Raw genomic sequence first — 22,363 nt, forward strand, 5'->3', positions numbered from 1 at the left:
GGTCCGTCGTCATGCCTGTCGCGACTCATGAGGGCGCCGTGTGTTCCGCATCGCTCCTCTCCGCTCGCGCCGCCCCGGCATCGACGATCCGTGCACTCGCGTGGTCGGTGCACCCGGCCTTTGTTCCTCTTTCCCTGAACCTCTCCCCAAAGGTGTGGACCGGCATGCAGGAAAACCGTGTACCTCCGCCGAACACGGCGTCCGAAGAGCTTCTCGAACTGACCGCGGCGCAGCAGGGCGTCTGGTACGGGCAGCTCGTCGATCCGGACAGCCCGAAATACAACATCGGAGAGTGCTTCGAAATCCGCGGTGACCTCGACGAGGAAATGTTCGCCGTGGCGCTCGGCCGGGCCGTCGCCCTGTGTGACAGCCTCCACCTGGAGTTCGTCCCCCAGGGCGACACAGTGTGGCAGCGCGTCCTCCGCCGCCCGCCGGTCGACAGCGACCGGCTCCGCATGGTCGATCTGACCGGCTCCGACGACCCCGCCGCCGCGGCCGAGCGCTACATGGCCGACGACATGGCCGGCGTCGACCGGCTCGGTGCCCCACGTCACCACTTCGCGCTGCTGCGTCTCGGCACCCGGCTGCACTACTGGTACGTCCGCTTCCACCACATCGCCGTCGACGGCCTCGGCGGTGCCGTCTTCGGCCGTACCGTCGCCGAGCTCTACGGGCGCGCCGTCCGCGGCGAGAACCTCGCCACGGCCGAGTTGCCGGCCGCACCCCTGCGTGACCTCGTGGCCGACGAGGCGGCCTATCGTGATGCGGGCCGGTACGAGGTCGACCGCGCCTACTGGACGGGCAAGTTCGCCGACCTGACGGGTGCGGTGGACGCGGGAGACGGAGGGGACGGGGAGCAGGCGCACGGCGGTCCGGCTCTCATCCGACGGCGCACCGCCGCACCGGCACGAACGTCCCGGATCTCACCGGCACAGACGCCCCAGCCCCAGCCCGCGCCCGGCACACCGCCGAGGGCGGACGTCCGGATGCACACCGGCGAGACCCTCCCCGTCACCGTCCTCGACGACCTGCGGGGGCTCGCCACCGGCAACCGCACCCGATGGACCGCCGTCCTCGTGAGCGCGGTCGCCGCCTACGTCGGCCGCGTCACCGGCGCGCAGGACGTCACCGTGGGCCTCGCCTCCAACGGCCGGCACGGCCGGTTGCGGCACGTCGTCGGGATGACCTCGAACATCCTGCCGCTCCGCCTGTCGGTCACCGCCGACATGACGGTCGGTGCCCTGGTGCGCACCGTCGCAGCGGAGATGGCCGGCGCCCTGCGCCACCGCCGTTTCTCCCGCGAGCAGCTGGCCCGTGAGCTGAACATGACGGACGGCGCCGCGCGCCTGACCGACGTCGTCGTGAACATCATGGGTTACGACTACGACCTCGACTTCGCCGGCAGTCCGGCGCCCTCCCGTGTGCTGTCCGTCGGACCGGTCGACGACGTGTCCCTCTTCGTCTCCGAACGGGCCGAGGGCGAAGCGCCGTTGATCGGTTTCGACGCCGACCCGGATCTGTACGATCCCGAGGACGTGAGGCTGCTCCAGCAGGCGCTCGTCTCCTACCTGACGGCTCTGGCCCACGCGGACGCCGGCACCCTCCTTCGCGACGTGCCGTTCCTCGACGGTCCCGCCGCCGCGGCACTGCTCGCGCAGGGGCGGGGCGCCGAGCTGCCGCGCGCGCGGACGGCCTCGAGTCTCCCGGAGGCCTTCGGCGCGCAGGTCCGCCGCACGCCCGGCGCCCCGGCCGTGGTGGACGGTGCCGTCACCCTCTCGTTCCGGCAGCTGGCGCAGGCGGCGGACGACCTCTCCGGTGCCCTGACGGGCTGGGGCATCGGAGCCGAGGACGGCGTCGGTGTCCTCGTGGGCCGGTCGGCGGCCCTGGTGTGCGCCACGCTCGGCACGGTCGGCGCGGGAGCAGCGTATGTGCCCCTGGACGCGGCCTGGCCCGCCGAGCGCCTTCGCGCCGTCGCTGAAGTGGCCCGCGTCCGTGCTCTGGTGGTCGACGGGAGCACCGCCGATCAGCCCTGGGTCGAGGAGGCTGCCGCCACCCTGCCGGTGATCGTCGTCGACGCCGTCGGCCGCGTCGTACGCGGCGCCCCGTCACGGCCGGGACCACTGCCCGGAGTGTCCCGTGCCGACCGGCTCGCCTACGTGATGTTCACCTCCGGCTCCACCGGCCTGCCCAAGGGCGTCGGTGTCACCCACGCCGACGTCCTGGCGCTGGCCGCCGACACCGCGTGGACGAACGGTGCGTGCGCGGCGGTGCTGCTGCACTCCGCGTACGTGTTCGACGCCTCCACGTTCGAGATCTGGGTGCCGCTTCTGAACGGGGGCGCCGTGGTCGTCGCGCCCGCCGGTGTCCTGGAGGCACCGGCTCTCGAGGAACTGGTGCGGCGCCACGAGGTGACCGCGCTGTTCATGACGACGGCTCTCTTCAACGTGGTGGCCGAGGCCGACCCCATGGCGTTCGGCGGGTTGCGACTCGTCGCCGCGGGAGGTGAGACCGCCACCCCGGACCTGATGCAGCGGGTGTCCGCCGCCCTGCCCGGCACACGGGTCCTGCACGTCTACGGGCCCACGGAGACCACCACCTTCGCCACCCGCCACCAGGTCGCCGCCGGCACGCCGGGGGTCCCGCCCATCGGCCGGGCCCTCGACGGGATGCGCCTGTACGTGCTCGACGGCGCCCTGGCGGCGGTGCCGCCCGGTGTCGTGGGGGAGCTGTACGTGAGCGGCCACGGCGTCGCCCGCGGTTACCAGGGGCGCGCCGCGCTGACCGCCACCCGGTTCGTCGCCGACCCGTACACCGCGCGCGGTGGCCGCATGTACCGCACCGGAGACCTCGTGCGCTGGACCGCGCGCGGGGACATCGAGTACGTCGGGCGCGTGGACACGCAGGTCAAGCTCCGCGGGTACCGCATCGAACCGGGCGAGATCGAGAACACCCTGCTCGCCGACCCGGCTGTGCGGGCCGCCTGTGTCCTGGTCCGGGAGGACACCTCCGGCGACCGGCGGCTGGTGGCCTACGTCGTGGGAGCACCCGGCACCCGGCCCGACGATGCCGCCCTGGCCCGCCGCGTCGGACGCGCGCTGCCCGCGTACATGGTGCCCTCCGCGTTCGTCGGCCTCGACGCGCTGCCCCTGAACGCCAACGGCAAGACCGACCGCCGGGCCCTGCCCGCCCCCCGCGCCACCGCCGCCGCGGGCCGTGCCCCGCGCACGGCCTACGAGGAGGTTCTGGCCGGCCTGTTCGCGGACGTCCTGGGCGTGGCTGCTGTGGGCACCGACGACAACTTCTTCGCCCTCGGCGGCCACTCCCTGCTCGCCACCCGCCTCACCGGCCGCGTGCGTGCCGCCCTGGGCGCCGAACTCGATCTGCGTACGCTCTTCGACCACCCCACGGTCGCCTCGCTGGCCGCGGTCCTCGACACCGGCGGGACGGCCCGGCCGGCCCTCGTCCCGCAGCCCCGACCCGACGTGGTGCCGTTGTCCTTCGCGCAGCAACGCCTCTGGTTCCTCAACCGCGTCGAGGGACCCGACGACACCTACACCGTCCCGCTCGTCCTCGCACTCGAAGGCGTCCTCGACACGCAGGCGCTGCGCGGCGCCCTCGCCGACGTGGTCGCCCGGCACGAGAGCCTGCGCACCGTCTTCGCCGAGCACGACGGGGTGGCCCGCCAGAACATCCTCGGCGCGTCCGCCGCCGCCGCACTCGTCCCCCTCGCCGTCGATCAACCCCCGGTGGGGGAGGACGCCGACACCTGGGCCGAGGAATCGATACGCCGCCTGTCCGCGGTGCCCTTCGACCTCACCGGTGACATCGGCCTCCGGGCGCACCTGCTCCGCCTGGCCCCCACCCGTCACGTCCTGCTCCTCGTCCTGCACCACGTCGTCGCCGACGGCTGGTCCCTCGCCCCGCTCAGCCGTGACCTCGGGGCCGCCTACCGCGCACGGAGATCCGGCGCGGACACGCCCGACTGGCCCGTGCTGCGAGCGCAGTACGCCGACTACACGCTCTGGCAACGCCGGCTGCTCGGCGACGACCGCGCCCCGGACAGCCTGGCCGCCCGCCAGCTCGCCTTCTGGCAGGAAGCCCTGCGGGGCGCCCCCGACCTGCTCGACCTGCCGCTCGACCGGCCACGCCCGGCGGTGGCCCGCCACCGGGGCGACGCGGTGCCCTTCACACTGCCCGCCCCCGAGCACGCGGCGCTCACGCGGCTGGCCCGCGCCGCCGGCTGCACCCCGTTCATGGTGCTGCAGGCGGCCCTCGCCGTGACGCTGCACGCCCACGGTGCCGGCACCGACATCCCCCTGGGCACCGCGGTGGCAGGGCGTACCGACGAGGCTCTCGACGACATGGTCGGGTTCTTCGTCAACACCGTCGTCCTGCGCGCGGACCTGTCGGGCGACCCCACCTTCCACGAGCTCCTGCAGAGGGTGAAGGAGTTCGACATCGCCGCCTTCGGCAACGGCGACCTCCCCTTCGAGCGGATCGTGGAGGCGGTGAACCCGGAGCGCTCCGGAGACCACCACCCCCTCTTCCAGACCATGCTGGTTCTCCAGAACCAGGAGAAGAGGAGACTGGATCTCCCCGGCCTCACCGTCCACGACCGGTCCCGGCCCACCGGGGCCAGCAAGTTCGACCTGACGTTCTCGCTCACCGAGGTCGCCGGACCCTCCGCGGAACCCGTCCCGGGGCGCGGACCGGGGGACGCCCTCACCGCCCCCGGTGGCATCGGTGGCCACCTCGAATACGCCACCGACCTCTTCGACGCCGCCACCGCCCGCGCTCTGTCCGCCCGGTTCGCCCGCATCCTCACCCAGGCCGTCACCGACCCCGGCCGCCGGGTCGGTGACCTCGACCCCCTCGCACCCGACGAGCGGAACCACCTCCTCGCCCGGGGACGCGGCCCGGAGCTCGCACCGCCCGCCCGCACCGCCCCCGAAGCGGTCCGGGAGTGGGCCAGGCGCACACCCCATGCGGCCGCCGTGCGCGACGAGCACACGAGCCTCACCTACGCCGAGCTCGACGCCCGCGCCGACGCCCTGGCCCACGTCCTGCGCGAGCGGGGCGCCGGCCGCGAGGACCGGGTGGCGCTCGCCGTTCCGCCGTCCGTGGACACCGTCGTCGCCATGCTGGCCGTGCTGCGCGCGGGCGCCGCCTACCTGCCGGTCGACCCGCAGTACCCGCCCGCGCGCATCCGGTACATGCTCGACGACGCCCGGCCCGTCCTGCTGCTCACCACAACGGACGTCCACGCGGCCCTGCCCGCCTGCGACGTCCCGTGGCTCGCCCTCGACACGCCGGCCGCCCGCCCCGGCGGGCCCACCGGGCCTTTCCCGCACACCCCCCACCCGGCGGACCCCGCCTACGTCATCCACACCTCCGGCTCCACCGGCCGCCCCAAGGGGGTGGTCGTGCCGCACGCCGCGCTCGCCAACCACATGGCCTGGATGGCGCGGCACCTCGCCGTCACCCCGGACGACCGGGTCCTCGCCCGCACCTCCACCAGTTTCGACGCCTCCGTGTGGGAGCTGTGGCTCCCGCTGACGAGCGGCGCGGAAGTCTGTCTCCTCCCCGCCGACGCCAACCGGGAACCGGACACCCTCGTCACCTGGATGAGCCGATTCGGGGTCACCCTCGCGCAGTTCGTGCCCTCCCACCTGGCCCTCGTGCTCAGCGAGGCGGCGCACGCCGCACCGCTCCCCGGGCTGCGCGCCGTCCTGTGCGGCGGCGAGCCGCTGCCGCGCACCCTCGCCGACGAGGTCGCCGCACTGTGGCGTACCGAGGTGCACAACCTCTACGGGCCGACGGAGGCGACCATCGACGCGACCGCCCACCGCGCCCACGCACCGCGGACCGACGGGCGGGCGGACGCCCGTACACCGTCCGACACCGTGCCGATCGGCCTCCCCGTCGACACCATGCGCGCCTACGTCCTCGACGGCCGGCTGCGGCCGGTACCACCCGGCGTCACCGGGGAGCTGTACCTGTCGGGCCCCAACCTCGCCCGGGGATACCTGGACCGGCCGTCCCTGACCGCCGCCCGGTTCGTGGCCGACCCGTTCGACGCCGCCGGCGCCCGTATGTACCGGACGGGTGACCTCGTCCGGTGGAACCGGCACGGGCTGCTCGACTACGTCGCCCGCGCCGACGACCAGGTCAAGCTGCGCGGCTTCCGGATCGAACTGGGGGAGGTCGAGGCCGCGCTCCTCGCGATACCCGGCGTCACCGCCGCCTGCGCGGTGATCCGCGAGGACCTGCCCGGCCGGCGCGTACTCGTCGCCTACGCCGTGACGGCGGACCCCGCACCGCGCCCCGGCGCCCTGCGCGACGGCCTGGCCGAGGCCCTGCCGCACTACATGGTGCCCGGCGCCGTCGTCGTCCTGGACAGCCTGCCGCTCCTGCCCAACGGCAAGGTGGACCGGCGCGCCCTGCCCCGGCCCGAGGCCGGCGTCCCGGCCGGCGGGCCGGGCGGCGGCACTCTGCGGGAGGACGTGCTCGCCGGCATCTTCGCCGACGTCCTGGGCCGGTCCCTCGTCGGACCGCACGACAGCTTCTTCGATCTCGGCGGGCACTCGCTCCTGGCCATGCGCGTCGTCAGCCGCGTCCGTACCGTCCTGGGCGCCGAGATCGCCGTACGCACCCTCTTCGAACATCCGACCGTCGCCGGCCTGGCCCGTGTCCTCGGTACCCCGGGCCCGACCCGCCCACCGGTGGTGCCCGTGGCGCAACGGCCGGACCCGCTGCCGCTGTCCCCCGCCCAACAGCGCCTGTGGTTCCTGAACCGGCTCGAAGGTCCCAGCTCCACCTACAACATCCCGCTCGTCCTCGAACTCGACGGCGCCCTGGACACGGACGCCCTGCGCGCGGCCGTGCGCGACGTCGTGGAGCGCCACGAGGCGCTGCGCACCGTCCATCCCGAACGGGACGGCGTCCCGCACCAGCTGGTGCTCCCCGCCGACGCCACCGCACCCCGGCTGCCCGTGGTGCCCTCGGCACCCGCCGCACTCGAGGACGCCGTCCTGGCCGCCGTACGCGAACCGTTCGACGTCGTCACCGATCCGCCGCTGCGTGCCCTGCTCCTGCGGGCCGCACCCGCCCACCACGTCCTGGTGCTGGTCCTGCACCACATCGCGGCCGACGGCTGGTCGCTCGCCCCGCTCGCCCGTCACCTCGGCGGGGCCTACCGGGCCCGGCTGGAGGGCCGGAAGCCCGAGCAGGCGGCCGGAACCCCTCTCCAGTACGCCGACTACACCCTCTGGCAACACGCGGTCCTGGGGGACGGCACCGAGCCGCACAGCGTCCTGCGCCAGCAACTCGACCACTGGCACGCCGCCCTGGCGGGCCTGCCGGGTCCGATCGACCTGCCGCTGGACCGGCCCCGCCCGGCCACGGCCGACCCGCGAGGAGCCGTCCACACCTTCGAGGTCCCCTCCCGCCTGCACACCCGCCTCCTGCGCCTCGCGGCGGAGTCCGGCAGCAGCCTGTTCATGGTGCTCCAGGCCGCGGTGGCCACCCTGTTGCACCGGCACGGCGCGGGTGACGACATCCCGCTCGGCTCGCCCGTCGCCGGCCGCCCGGACGAGGCGCTGGAGGACCTGGTCGGCTTCTTCGTCAACACGCTCGTCCTGCGCACGGACCTGTCCGGCAACCCGACCTTCAGGGAACTCCTCGTACGGGTGAGGGAGTTCGACCTGGCCGCGTACGCGCACCAGGACGTGCCCTTCGAGCGTCTCGTCGAGAGCGCCGACCCGGTCAGGGCCCGCAACCACCACCCGCTGTTCCAGACCATGCTGGTCCTGCAGAACCAGGACGCGGTCCACGCGGAGCTGCCGGGAGTCGGAGTCCAGGACCGGCTCGTTCACAACGGCCTGAGCAAGTTCGACCTCACCTTCGCCTTCACGGAGGAGCGGGCCGCGCGCACCGGAGAGCCGGCCCCATCCACCGAGGAGCGGGCCGGCCGCGGCCTCGCCGCCGGGATCGAGTACGCCACCGCACTCTTCGACCGGACCACCGTCGAGACCCTTGCCACCCGCCTGGTCCGTCTCCTGGAGCAGGTGGCCACCGACCCCGGCCTGCCGCTGGCGGGCTACGCCCTGATGACCCCGGACGAGCAGACCCGCCTCGCACACCGGGGGACCGGCCGCCCGCTGCCCGCGGGCACCGTGGACACCACCCTTCCCGCGCTCTTCGCCGCCCAGGCGCGGCGCACACCCGCGGCCGTCGCCGTCACGGACGGCGAGGCCACCCTCACGTACGCCGAACTGGACCGCGTCTCCGCCGACCTCGCCGGCGTCCTGGCGGGCCTGGGCGCCGGCGCCGAGGCAGGCGTCGGCGTACTGCTCACCCGGTCGCCCGCGGTGGTGTCCGTCTCGCTCGGCGCCGTCCGCGCGGCCACCGCCTACGTCCCGCTGCATGCCGGCTGGCCCGGCGAACGGCTCGACCGGGTCGCCGCGGTGGCGGCCGTACAGGTCCTCGTCGTCGACGAGGACGCCTTCGCCACTCCCTGGGTCACCGAGGCGGCCCGCCGGCTCCCGGTCGTGGTGGTGGACCGGCTCGGCCGGGTCCTGCGGGGCGCTCCCGAGCAGCCGGGCCGCCCGGCCGCCGTGCCCGGCCCCGGCGCACTCGCCTACGTCATGTTCACCTCCGGCTCGACGGGCGCACCCAAGGGCGTCGGTGTCACCCACGCCGACGTGGTGGCGCTCACGGCCGACTCCGCCTGGGACGGCGGCGCCGCCGACGCTGTCCTGATGCACTCGGCGTACGTCTTCGACGCCTCCACCTTCGAGATCTGGGCTCCGCTCCTGCGCGGCGGCCGGATCGTCGTGGCCCCGGACGGCTTCCTGGAGGCCGACGTCCTCGGCGACGCCGTCCATGAGCAGCACGTGACCGCGGTCTTCCTGACGACCGCCCTGTTCAACGTGATCGCCGAGACCGACCCGGGCGCCTTCGCCGGCCTGCGACTGGTCTGCACGGGTGGGGAGGCGGCCTCCCCGGACGCGATGCAACGGGTCGCCGGCACCGCGCCCGGCGTGCGCGTCCTGCATGTGTACGGACCCACGGAGACCACCACCTTCGCCACCCGCCATGAGGTGACTGGCGGCCTGCCGTCCGGCCCGCCGCCCATCGGCCGTCCCCTGGACGGCATGCGCGCGCACGTCCTCGACGGCTCCCTGGGCCCGGTACCGCCGGGGGTCGTCGGCGAGCTGTACCTCGCGGGACACGGCGTGGCACGCGGCTACACCGGCCTCCCGGGGATGACCGCCGCCCGGTTCGTGGCAGATCCCTCCGATCCGGCGGGCGGGCGTATGTACCGCACCGGTGACCTCGTGCGGTGGACCCACGACGGGCGGATCACCTACGTGGGCCGCGCCGACGGGCAGGTCAAACTGCGCGGCCACCGCATCGAGCCCGGCGAGGTCGAGGGTGTGCTCGCCTGCTGCGACGGCGTCGCCGACTCCTTCGTCGTCGTCCGCGAGGATCCGCCCGGCGACCGGCGGCTGGTCGCCTACGTGGTGCCCGCCTACGGCGCGCACCCCGAACCCGGCGACCTCGCCCGCGCCGTCGGCCGGTCGCTGCCCGCCTACATGGTGCCCTCCGCGTTCGTCCTGCTCGGCGCGTTGCCCCTCACCGTCAACGGCAAGGTCGACCGGCACGCCCTGCCCGCGCCCGGGCAGCCCGCTCCGGCCGGGCGCGGCGCCCGCGGCGCTCGGGAGGAGATCCTGTGCGGACTCTTCGCCGACGTGCTCGGCCGCGACACGGTCGGCGCCGAGGACGACTTCTTCGCGCTGGGCGGCCATTCCCTGCTCGCCACCCGCCTCGCCGCGCGCATGCGCCGCGCACTCGGCGTGGAGGTCCAGGTCAAGGCCCTCTTCGAACACCCCACCCCGGCGGGGCTCGCCGCCGCGCTGAACGGAGCGGAAGCGGCCCGGAGCCCCCTGGAGCGCGCCCCGGCCCGCCCCGACCCGATGCCGCTGTCCTACGCCCAGCAGCGACTGTGGTTCCTCAACCGCTTCGAGGGCCCCACCGCCACGTACAACGTGCCGCTCGTGCTGCGCCTGCACGGCCCGCTCGACGCGGACGCCCTGGAAACCGCCCTCGCGGACGTCGTCGAACGTCATGAGAGCCTGCGCACCGTCTTCCCCGAAACCGGCGGCGTCGCGCGCCAGGCCGTCCTCGACGCCGCAGGCGCCGACCTCGACCTGACCCCCCGTGACGTGCACCCCGCCCACCTCGACGAGATCCTGCGCGCCGAGGTGACGCACGCCTTCGACGTGAGTACGGACCTCCCCGTACGCGCCAGGCTGCTGCGGCAGGACACCCAGGACCACGTCCTCGTGCTGCTCGTCCACCACATCGCGGGCGACGGCTGGTCGCTCGCGCCGCTCGCCCGGGACCTGGGGCAGGCCTACCGGGCGCGCGTCGAAGGCGTGGAGCCCTCCTGGACGGAACTCGGCGTCCAGTACGCCGACTACACCCTGTGGCAACGCACGCTGCTCGGCGACGCGGACGATCCGGACAGCCGGGCCGCCCGCCAGCTGGAGTTCTGGCGCACCGCGCTCGCCGGCGCCCCGGGCCTGCTCGATCTCCCCTACGACCGGCCGCGTCCGGCCGTCACGGCGCACCGCGGTGACGCGTTCGCCTTTTCCGTCGGCGCGGACACCCACCGGGCCCTCGCGGAACTCGCCCGTGCCCGGGGGTGCAGCCTCTTCATGGTGCTCCAGGCGGCCCTGGCGGTGCTCCTGGCCCGGCACGGCGCCGGGGACGACATCCCGCTCGGCACCCCGGTCGCCGGACGCACCGACGAAGCCCTCGACGACATGGTGGGCTTCTTCGTCAACACGCTCGTCCTGCGCACCGACCTGAGCGGTGACCCCACCTTCGCCGAGGTGCTCGACCGCGTCCGGGAGTTCGACCTGGCGGCCTACGACCACCAGGACGTGCCGTTCGAGCGGCTCGTGGACTCCCTGAGCCCGGCGCGGGCCCAGAACCACCACCCCCTGTTCCAGACCATGCTCGTCCTGCAGAACCAGGCGGACGCGGCGGTCGACCTAACCGGGCTCACGGTCGCCGAACAGCCCGTGCACACGCGCATCAGCAAGTTCGACCTGACCTTCACCTTCTCCGAGACACGCGACGCGACCGGCCGTCCCGCCGGCCTCGACGGCGTCCTGGAGTTCTCCACCGAACTCTTCGCCCGTACCACCGCCCGCGCTCTCGCCACCCGGCTTACCCGCCTGCTCGCCGTACTCGCCGCCGACCCCGGCCGGCGCGTCCGCACCACCGACGTCCTGGACCCCGCCGAGCGGCTGAGCCTCCACCGGGCCGCGTGCGCCCCGACCCGGCAGGTCGACGCCCGCACGGCACCCGAGGCGTTCCGTGCCCGGTGCGCGCGGAACCCCGCGGCGACCGCCGTGCTCGACGGCGCGCGCCGCCTCACCTTCGGCGCACTCGACGCGCTCTCCGACGACCTGGCCCACCACCTGCACAGCCGGGGCATCGGCCGCGGCGACCTCGTCGCCCTCGCCCTGGAAGGCACCGCCGACCAGGTGGTGGCGATGCTGGCAGTCGTCAAGGCCGGAGCCGCGTACCTACCGGTCGACCTGGGACACCCCCAGGCGCGTATCGCCTACATGCTCGACGACGCCGGCCCGGCGCTGCTCCTCGTCCACGGCACCGCACAGGCCGCACGGTACGGCGCGTCCGTACCCTGCCTCGCCCTCGACGACCGGGCCGCCTGGTCCACCGGGCGCGCGGCTCCGCCGGCCACCGCACCGGACCCGCGCGACGCGGCGTACGTCATCTACACCTCGGGCTCCACCGGCCGCCCCAAAGGCGTCCTCGTCACCCATGCCTCCCTGACCAACCACATGGCCTGGATGGCGGACCACCTCGCCCTCACCGACGGGGACCGGATCCTGGCCCGCACGTCGCCGAGCTTCGACGCCTCCGTCTGGGAGACCTGGCTGCCCCTCCTGCACGGCGGCGCCACCTGCCCCGTGCCGCCCGCCGTCAACCACGACCCGGCGGCGCTGCTGGCCCGTATGCGCGAAGCGCGCGTCACCCTCGCCCAGTTCGTGCCCTCGCACCTCTCGCTCGTCCTCACCGAGACCGGCGGCGAGGCGCCCACGGCGCTGCGGGCCGTCCTGTGCGGCGGCGAACCCCTGCCCCGGAGTCTCGCGGAGCGTGTCCGCTCGGAGTGGTCCGCCGACGTACACAACCTCTACGGTCCCACCGAGACGACCATCGACGCCGCCGCCCACCACTACCGCGGCGTGCCGACGGGCGACCCGGCGGGGGAGTCGACCGTCCCGCTCGGCCGCCCCGTCGACAACACCCGCGCCTACGTCCTGGACACCGCCCTCCAGCCGGTGCCACCCGGCGTGACCGGCGAGCTCTACGTCGCGGGCGACGGCCTCGCCCGCGGCTACCTCGGACGCCCGGGCCTGACGGCCTCCCGGTTCGTCGCCGATCCGTACGGGCCCGGGGGCAGCCGTATGTACCGCACGGGTGACCTCGTCCGGCGGGACGGCGACGGCCTGCTCACCTACGTCTCCCGCGCCGACGAGCAGGTCAAGCTGAACGGCTTCCGCATCGAACCCGGTGAGATCGAGGCCGCTCTCACCGCGCTCGACGGGATCACCGCCGCCTGCGTCCTCGTACGGGAGGACCGCCCCGGGGAGCGGCGTCTGGTCGCGTACACCGTCGCCGGTGGGAGCGGCGGCGCGGCCCCCCTCGACGGCGGCGAACTGCGTGCCCTGCTGGCGCCGGTCCTGCCGCCGTACATGGTGCCCGCCGTCTTCGTCCCCCTCGACGCGCTGCCCCTGCTGCCCAACGGCAAGACCGACAGGCGTGCCCTGCCCGCCCCGGAGCGTCCCGCCGCCACCCGGCCGGGCGGACAGCCCCGTACACCGCGGGAAGAAGTCATGTGCGAGGTCCTCGCCTCCGTCCTGCGCACTCCCGCCGTCCGTACCGACGACGACTTCTTCGCCCTCGGCGGTGACAGCATCCTCTCCATCCAGCTCGTCAGCCGTCTCCGGGAGGCAGGCCTCGTCGTCACCCCACGCGATGTCTTCGTCCACCGCACCCCGGGGGCCCTCGCGGCCGTCGCCACCACCCCGGACCGGAAGAGCGCCGCGCCGGCCGGACCTGCCACCGGCGAGATGCCGCCGACGCCCATCGCCGCCTGGTTCCTGGAACGGCCCGGCACGACGGACGGCTACAACCAGTCCGGGGTGCTGCGCACACCCGCGGGGGCCACGGCGGAGGACCTCGTCGACACGCTCCAACTCATCGTCGACCACCACGACATGCTCCGCCTGCGCGTCACCCGGCCGGCCGGCGGCGCACCCCTCCTCGAAGCCCTGCCCCGCGGCTCGGTGCCGGCCCGGCGCCACTTCACCCGGATCGGCGTCGAGGGTCTCGACGCCGCCGCCGTCCGCGCCGCCGTCACCGAGGCGGGCGAGCAGGCCCGCAGACGGCTGCGGCCCGCCCGGGGAGAGGTCGTCGAGGCCGTCTGGTGCGACGCCGGGCCCCGCACCCCTGGACGGCTGCTGCTCGTCGTGCACCACCTCGCCGTCGACGCGGTCTCCTGGCGCATCCTCGCCGCCGACGTGGCCGTCGCCTGGCAGTCCGTCACGGGAGGCGCGGGGGCTGCGGTGCTGCCCCCCGTCACCACGTCCTACCGGCACTGGGCACACCTCCTCGCCGCCCAGGCGCTGGAGACCACCCGCGAGGCCGAACTCGAACTCTGGCAAAGGGTGCTGAACACGCCCGACCCGCAGCTGGGCTACCGGCCGCTCGACCCCGACCGGGACACCGCCGACCGGACGCGCACCCTGGTCACCCACCTTCCCGCCACCTGGACGAAAGCCCTGCTCACCACCGCCCCCGCAGCCTTCCACGCCGGGGTCGACGACGTCCTGCTCACGGGGCTCGCACTTGCCGTCTGCTCCTGGCGCGCGGAACGGGCCGCCTCCCCGGGCGGGTCCCGGACGGACGGCACCGCCGTCCTCCTCGATCTGGAAGGGCACGGCCGCGAGCAGATCGCCGACCACCTCGACCTCTCCCGTACGGTCGGATGGTTCACCAGCCTCTACCCGGTCCGGCTCGATCCCGGACCCGTCGACGCCCGCCACCCCGGACGCTTCGACGCCGATCTGGTCGAACGCGCCCTCAAACGCGTCAAGGAACAGCTGCGCACCGTGCCCGACCACGGTGTCGGCTACGGGATGCTGCGCCGCCTCAACGCGGCCACCGGTCCGCGGCTGACCCGCGCGCACGGCCCCCAGATCGGCTTCAACTACCTCGGCCGGTACGCCGCCGCGCGCCCGGGGCCGGACGGAGAAGAAGGCGCCGACTGGGACGTCCTGCTCGACGCCGGTGGCCCGCGAGCCCAGGACCCCGACATGCCCGTCCACCACGTACTCGACATCAACGCCCACACCGAGGACCTGCCGGACGGCCCGCGCCTGGTGACCCGCTGGACCTGGCCCAGCGACCTCCTCAAGGAGGAGGACGTGGAGGCGCTCTCCGGCGCCTTCCTCCGGGCGCTGCGCGCCGTCGCGGAACACGCCGAACGGCCCGACGCGGGCGGCTGGACGCCCTCCGACCTTCCCCTGGTCTCGCTCGACCAGGCCCAGATCGACCGACTGCAGAACAAGTGGGGTGGACGCAAGTGACCGGGTTCCGACTGGAGGACGTACTTCCGCTGACGCCGTTGCAGGCAGGCATGCTCTTCCACGCGCTGTACGACTCCCACGCCGTGGACGTCTACACCGCGCAGTTCGTCTTCGACCTCGAAGGCCCCGTCGACGTCCCGGCTCTGCGCGCCGCCGTCGACGGCCTGCTGCGGCGCCACGCCAACCTGCGGGTCGGCTTCCTCCATGAGGACCTGGACGAGCCCGTGCAGGCGGTCGCCGCCGAGGTCCCGGTGCCCCTGGAGGAACTGGACCTGACCCCCGCCGACGGCACGCGCACGGCACGGGAACGCCTCACCGCGTTCCTCACCGCCGACCGCACCCGCCGCTTCGACCTCACCACCCCTCCGCTGATCAGGTTCACCCTGGTGCGGACCGCGGCCGAACGCCATCGGCTGGTCATGACGAGCCATCACATCCTCCTCGACGGATGGTCGATGCCTCTGCTCGTGCGCGAACTCTTCGAGCTGTACGCACACCGGGGCGACGACCTCACCCTGCCGCGCGTCGCCCCCTACCGCACGTACCTCGCCTGGCTGGCCCAGCAGGACCGCGCGGCCGCCCTGGACACCTGGCGCACCGCCCTGGCCGGAATCGAGTCGCCGACCCTGCTCGCCGGACGCGCCGCAAGGGACGTGCCGGCCGCCGCGGACCTGCCAGAGACCCTCGTCCTCGACCTGGACGCGACCACCACTCACCGCCTGCGGGAAACGGCCCGCGCCCACCGGCTCACCCTCAACACCCTGGTCCAGGGCGCCTGGGGGCTGCTGCTCGCGCACCTCACCGGGCGCCCCGACGTCGTGTTCGGCACCACCGTCTCCGGCCGGCCGCCGGAGATCCCCGGCATCGAGTCGATGGTCGGCCTCTTCATCAACACCGTGCCGGTCCGGCTCCGCCCGGTACCGGGCGAGACCCTGGCAGCGCTCCTGGCCCGCCTCCAGGAGGAACAGGGGCGGCTCCTCGGCAGCCAGTACGTGGGGCTGACCGAGATACGTGGTGTCACGGACCTGGACGAACTCTTCGACACACTGGCGGTGTTCGAGAACTATCCGATGGACGCCGAGGCCCTGCGCACCGCACAGCGGGAACTGCCCGGCGGCCTCGCCGTGACCGGATTCAGCGGCACCGACGCGGCCCACTACCCGCTCACGCTGACCATCGCCCCGGGCGACGCGCTGAAGATCACCTTCGGTTACCGGGCCGCGGTCCTCGACCGGGACGAGGTGGCGCGCACGGTCGCCCGCATGCGGCGCCTGCTGACCGCGATGGCGGCAGGGCTCGACGGCCGCGTCGACGCCGCCCCCGTCCTCCTCGACGGCGAGCGGGAGGCGCTGGTCTCCCGGGGCCGCGGCGCGGAGCTCGCGGGCCGCTCCCCGGACGGGAGCATCCCGGACGCCGTCGCGCGGCGTGCCGCCCTGAGCCCGGACGCCGTGGCCGTCTCCGGAGCGGGGGAGCGACTGACCTACGCACGTCTCGGCCACCTGTCGGCCGAGCTGGCCGGTGCGCTGACGGGGCTCGGAACGGGCGCGGAGGACGGCGTCGGTGTCCTCATGGGCCGTTCGGCTGCCGTGGTCACCGCCTCGCTGGCAGCACTGCGCGCGGGCGCCGCCTACGTACCGCTCGACCCGCGCTGGCCCGCCGAACGGCTCGGCAGCGTCGCGAAGGTCGCGTCCCTGCGCGCCTTGATCGTCGACGAGACCACCCGCACGCACCCCTGGGTGCTCCGGCTCCGGCCCGATGTCCGGGTGGTGACCGTCGACGCCGCCGGCCGCGTGCTGCATGGCGCCCCGGCGGCCCCGGGGCCCCTTCCCACCCTCACGAGCGGCGACCGCCTCGCGTACGTGATGTTCACCTCGGGCTCCACCGGCCTGCCCAAGGGCGTAGGCGTCACGCACGCCGACATCACCGCCCTCGTGTCCGACCGGATGTGGGGCGACGGCGCCGCCGACGCGGTCCTGATGCACTCGGCGTACGTCTTCGACGCCTCCACCTTCGAGATGTGGGCGCCCCTCCTGACCGGTGGCCGGGTCGTCGTGGCGCCCGAGGGAACCCTGCAGCCCACCGTGCTCCGGGACCTCGTCGCCCGGGACGGCGTGACCGCGGCGTTCCTGACGACAGCCCTGTTCAACGTCATCGCCGAGACCGACCCCGGTGCCCTCGGCCTGCTGCGGCTCGTCGCCTCCGGAGGCGAGACCGCGGCGCCCGGCGTGCTGCAGGATCTCGCCGCCTCCCACCCCGGCACCACCTTCCTCAACGTCTACGGGCCCACCGAGACCACCACCTTCGCGACACGCCACCACGTCCGCCCCGACGACGCCCCCGCGGGTGTGCCGCCGATCGGAACACCCCTCGACGGCGTGCGCGCCTACGTGCTGGACGCGGCCCTGCGGCCCGTGCCGCCCGGCGCCGAGGGAGAGCTGTACGTCGCCGGCCCGGGCGTCGCGCGCGGCTACCTGGGGCGCCCCGCCCTCACCGCCACCCGGTTCGTCGCCGACCCGTTCGCCGGGGAGGGGGAGCGGATGTACCGCACCGGCGACCTCGTGCGCCAAGGCACCGACGGCACCCTGCAGCACGTCGCCCGGGCCGACCAGCAGATCAAACTCCGCGGCCACCGCATCGAGCCCGCCGAGATCGAGGCGGTCCTGCGCGCCGACGCCTCCGTGCGCGCGGCCTGCGTCCTCGTCCGCGAGGACCTGCCCGGCGACCGTACCCTGACCGCCTACGTCGTCCCGGCCCCCGGGCACACCCCCGACCCGGAACGGCTCACCGCGCACGTCGGCCGCCGGCTGCCCGCCTACATGGTGCCGGCCGCCGTACTGCCGCTCGCCGCCCTGCCGCTGACGCCCAACGGCAAGCTCGACCGTGCGGCCCTGCCCGCCCCCGTCGCCCTGCCCGTCGCGGCGGGCAGGCCGCCGCGCAACGCCCACGAGGAGATCCTCGCGGGCCTGTTCGCCGACGTACTGGGCGTGGCCCGCGTCGGCGTGGACGACAGCTTCTTCGCGCTGGGCGGCCACTCCCTGCTCGCGACCCGGCTCGTGGGCCGCATCCGCACCGCCCTGGACACCGAGACCGAGATCCGCACCCTCTTCGAGCACCCCACCGTCGCCACGCTCGCCACCGCCCTGCAGGACGCGGACCGCCCCGCCCGCCCCGCCCTCGTACCGCAGGAACGCCCCCCTGTCCTCCCGCTCTCCTACGCCCAGCAGCGCCTGTGGTTCCTCCACCGCCTCGAAGGCCCCTCCGCCACCTACAACATCCCCCTCGCCCTCCGCATCGACGGGCCGCTCGACGCCGAGGCCCTGCGCCTCGCCCTGCGCGACGTCGTCAGCCGGCACGCCGCCCTGCGCACCGTCTTCCCGGAGCGCGACGGCCGACCCCACCAGCACATCACCGACCCGGACGGCATCCGTCTCCCGTTCACCCTCGAAACGGTCCGGGAGGCAGAGCTCCCCGGCCGGATCGGAGCCGCCGCGACCACACCGATCGACATCGAGCACCGCCTCCCTCTCCGGGCGACGCTGCTGCGCCCGGCCGCCGGCACCCACGTCCTCGTCCTCGTGATCCACCACATCGCCGCCGACGGCTCGTCCCTGGCACCCCTCACCCGCGACCTCGGCACCGCCTACCGCGCCCGCGTCCGCGGCGAGGCCCCGACGTGGACCCACCTCCCCGTCGAATACGCCGACTTCGCTCTCTGGCAGCGCCGGCTCCTGGGCGACGAACACGATCCCCACAGCCTCGTGGCGCACCAGCTGGCCTTCTGGAAGCGCGCGTTGGACGGACTGCCGGAGGTGACGGACCTGCCCTGGGACCGGCCGCGTCCCGCCCCCCCCCGGCACACCGGCGCCACCCACGCCTTCTCCCTCGCCCCCGCCACCGCCCGCCGGGTCGCGGACCTCGCCCGCGCCGCCGGATGCAGCGTCTTCATGGTGCTCCAGGCAGCCCTGTCCGCCGTTCTCTCCCGGCACGGCGCGGGCGACGACATCCCTCTGGGTACGGCCGTCGCCGGACGCACCGACGAGGCCGCCGCCGGCCTCGTCGGCTTCTTCGTCAACACACTCGTGCTGCGCACCGACCTGAAGGGCGACCCCACCTTCCTCGAACTCCTGGGAAGGGTGAAGGAGTTCGACCTCTCCGCGTACGCGCACCAGGACATCCCCTTCGAGCGCCTGGTGGAGCTGCTCAACCCCGCTCGCTCACGGAACCACCACCCCCTCTTCCAGACCATGCTCATCCTCCAGAACCACACCCCCGCGGCCCCGCTCGACCTCCCCGGCCTCACCACGGGCGGCGTACCGGCCGACCCCGGAGTCAGCAAGTTCGACCTGTCCTTCACCTTCACCGAGGCCTACGACGACGGCGGCACACCCAGCGGCATGCGGGCGGCCGTCGACTACGCGACGGAACTCTTCGACGCGGCCACCGTCCGCGGCCTCGCGGAACGGCTCGTCCTGCTGCTCGACGCCGTCACCACGGACCCGGAACGCCGGCTGAGCACCTACGCCATCCTCACCGCCGCCGAGCGCACCCGCCTCGCCGCCTGGGGGAACGGCCCCGCCGACGACGCACCCGTGTCGCCCGTCCCCGCGCTCTTCGAGCAGTGGGCCCGGCGCACCCCGCACGCACCGGCCGTCCGGGACGCCGCAACCACCCTGACCTACGGTGAACTCGACGCCCGCGCCGACGTCCTCGCCCGTCACCTCGCCGCCCGGGACATCGGCCCCGAGGACAGGGTGGCCGTCGCCCTGCCCCGCACCTGCGACCTGGTCGTCGCGCTCCTGGGCGTCCTCAAGGCCGGCGCGGCCTACGTGCCGCTCGACCCGGACTACCCGGCCCGGCGCCTGTTCCACATGCTCGACGACTCCCGGCCCCGCCTGCTCCTGACCACACCCACCGTCCGCCGCCGGCTCCCGGAGTGCGACGTGCCGTGCGTGTACACCGACGACCTCGGCGACGAGGGCCCCGCAGGGGCTCCCGCGCGCACCGCCGCCCGCACGGGACCGGCGCGGACCCTGCTTCCGGAGCACCCGGCGTACGTCGTCTACACGTCCGGCTCCACCGGCCGCCCCAAGGGGGTGGTGGTCACCCACCGGGGTGTCGGCGCCATGGCCAGGACCCAGAGCGAGCGGTTGCGCGTCACCCCGGGGAGCCGGGTGCTGCACATGGCGTCCGTGAGCTTCGACGCGGCGTTCTGGGAACTGTGCATGGGCCTGCTCAGCGGGGCCTGCCTGGAGATCGCCGAACGTGACGCGCTGCTGCCCGGGCCCACCCTCGCCGAACTGGTCCGCGAGCGGGGTGTCACCCACCTCACCCTGCCGCCCGCCGCCCTCGCGGTGATGCCGCCGGGCTCGCTGCCCGCCGGGACCACGATGGTCCTGGCAGGCGAGGCATGCCCACCCGCCCTGGTGCACCAGTGGGCGCGGGACCGGTTCCTCGTCAACGCCTACGGCCCGACGGAGACCACCGTCTGCGCGACCATGAGCGCCTTCCAGCACGCGGACGGGCCGTCCGCCCCGGACCGCAGCGTGCCCATCGGCGTCCCCGTCACCGGCACCCGCGTCCACGTCCTGGACGACCGGCTCGCACCGGTGCCGCCCGGCGTGGTCGGCGAACTGTACGTCGCCGGTGGCGGAGTGGCCCGCGGCTACCACGGCCGTCCCGCCCTCACCGCCTCCCGGTTCGTGGCCGACCCGTCCGACCGGACGGGAGGCCGCATGTACCGCACCGGCGACCTGGTGCGATGGACCGCCGACGGGGAGCTCGTCTACGTCTCGCGCGTCGACGACCAGGTCAAACTCCGCGGCTTCCGCATCGAACTCGGTGAGATCGAAGCCGCGCTGACCGCACTGCCCGGCGTCGCCGCGGCCTGCGCCGTCGTCCGTGAGGACCGGCCCGGCGACCGGCGGCTGGTCGCCTACACCGTGCCCGCGGACGGCGCGGCCGGACCGGACGACGAGGAGGTACGCGCGCACCTCGCCGCCACCCTGCCCGACCACATGATCCCCGCCGCCCACGTACGGATCGACGCCCTGCCCGTCACTCCCAACGGCAAGACCGACCGCCGCGCACTGCCCGCACCCGGCCCGGCCGGGCCGGCCGGTGGCCGTGCCCCGGCCGGCCCGCGCGAACGCGCCGTGTGCGATGCCTTCGCGGAGACACTCGGCGTTCCGGAGGTGGGCGTCACGGACGACTTCTTCGCCCTGGGCGGCCACTCGCTCCTGGCCGTCACCCTCGTCCAGCGGATCGAGGAGCGGTGCGGCCGGCGCCTGTCCCTGCGCGCCCTGTTCGCCGCCCCCACGGTCGAGGGCGTCGCCCGGCTGCTGGACAGCGGGACGGAGGAGGAGAGCAGGAAGGAGACCCCGGCACCGGACCTGACCGCCGAGCGACTGGCGGCGGACATCCGGGCACGGCCCGCCGCGCCCCCGGCGCCCGCACGCGGGCCCGCCCGCCCCTCCGCCCGGCCCCTGCTCACCGGAGCCTCCGGCTTCCTCGGAGCCTTCCTCCTGCGCGATCTCATCGAGACCACCGGCGGCCCGGTCGACTGCCTCGTCCGGGCCGAGGACGAGCAGCGCGCCGCGTACCGGCTGCGGGCCAACCTGGAGCGGTACGGTCTGTGGAGCCCCCGGTACGCCGACCTGGTCCGACCTCTCCCCGGGGACCTCGCCGCGCCCGGCCTGGGCCTGTCCCGCGACGACCGCACCGCCCTCGTCCGCCGCCTCGGCCCCGTCGTCCACAACGGCGCACGCGTCAACTTCGCCGCCGCATACGGCGATCTGCGTGCCCCCAACGTGGCGGGTACGGAAGAACTGCTGCGCCTGGTCGCCGACTCGGACTCACCCGGGATGCACCACATCTCGACCACGAGCGTCTACGCCCCGGCGGCCGGCGCGCGGCACGCCACGGTCACGGAGTCCACCCCGACCGGCCCGGCCTCCGACCTGCCGGACGGATACGCCCGGAGCAAGTGGGCCGCCGAGCAACTCGTCCGGCAGGCCCGCGAGCGCGGCCTCCCGGTCACCGTCTACCGCCCCGGCCGCATCAGCGGTGACACGACCACCGGCGCCTGCCAGGACCGTGACCTGCTGTGGCAGCTCATCAAGGGGTGTCTGCAGGCCGAGGCGGTCCCGGACCTGCCGTACGGCACGACCGACTGGGTGCCCGTGGACTACGTCAGCGCGGCGGTGGTGCGCCTGTCCGCGTCCCGTCGCACGGGCACGGAGACCTTTCACCTCACCCACCCGGAGGCACCCGGCCTGGACCGTGTCTTCGACGTGGCGGCCCGCCTCGGCCACGAGGTACGCGTCGTCCCCGTACCGGACTGGCAGGCGCGCATCGCGGCCCGGCACGACAACGCGGCCCAGTTGTTCCTCGGCGGCGAGGGACAGGTCCGGTACGAGACGCCGGTGCACCCGCGCTTCGACTCCAGCCGGACAGCCGAGGCGGCACAGGCCCTGGGAGTCCACCTGCCACCACTGACGGACGATGTCCTGTCCCGCTACCTGACCTACTTCCACAGGACGGGCTTCCTGCCGGCCCCGCGGCCGGTACGGGCCAGGATCTGACCGGTACACGCACGGCGCTCGCGCCACGAGGAGGGCGTTCCGGCACCCCGTGGACGGCCGCACCGCTCGCCGCCCGCGGGGGGAGGGGTCAGG

The 22,363-nt window shown here is 74.6% G+C and carries 2 protein-coding genes; both read left to right on the forward strand.

The annotated features are described in order from the left end of the window. Positions 1-164 precede the first annotated feature (164 nt). Complete coding sequence (locus BA175_RS06300; RefSeq protein ID WP_069170191.1) at positions 165-14,690, forward strand: non-ribosomal peptide synthetase; 14,526 nt, start codon at positions 165-167, stop codon at positions 14,688-14,690. Beyond that, positions 14,687-22,270: a non-ribosomal peptide synthetase gene (locus BA175_RS06305; RefSeq protein WP_069170192.1), complete on the forward strand. Its 7,584-nt coding sequence runs from the start codon at positions 14,687-14,689 to the stop codon at positions 22,268-22,270. Before BA175_RS06300 ends, BA175_RS06305 begins: the two co-directional genes overlap by 4 nt. The last annotated feature ends 93 nt before the right edge of the window (positions 22,271-22,363 follow it).

This window comes from Streptomyces griseus (assembly GCF_001715295.1).
In the GTDB taxonomy this organism is placed as follows: domain Bacteria; phylum Actinomycetota; class Actinomycetes; order Streptomycetales; family Streptomycetaceae; genus Streptomyces; species Streptomyces griseus_G.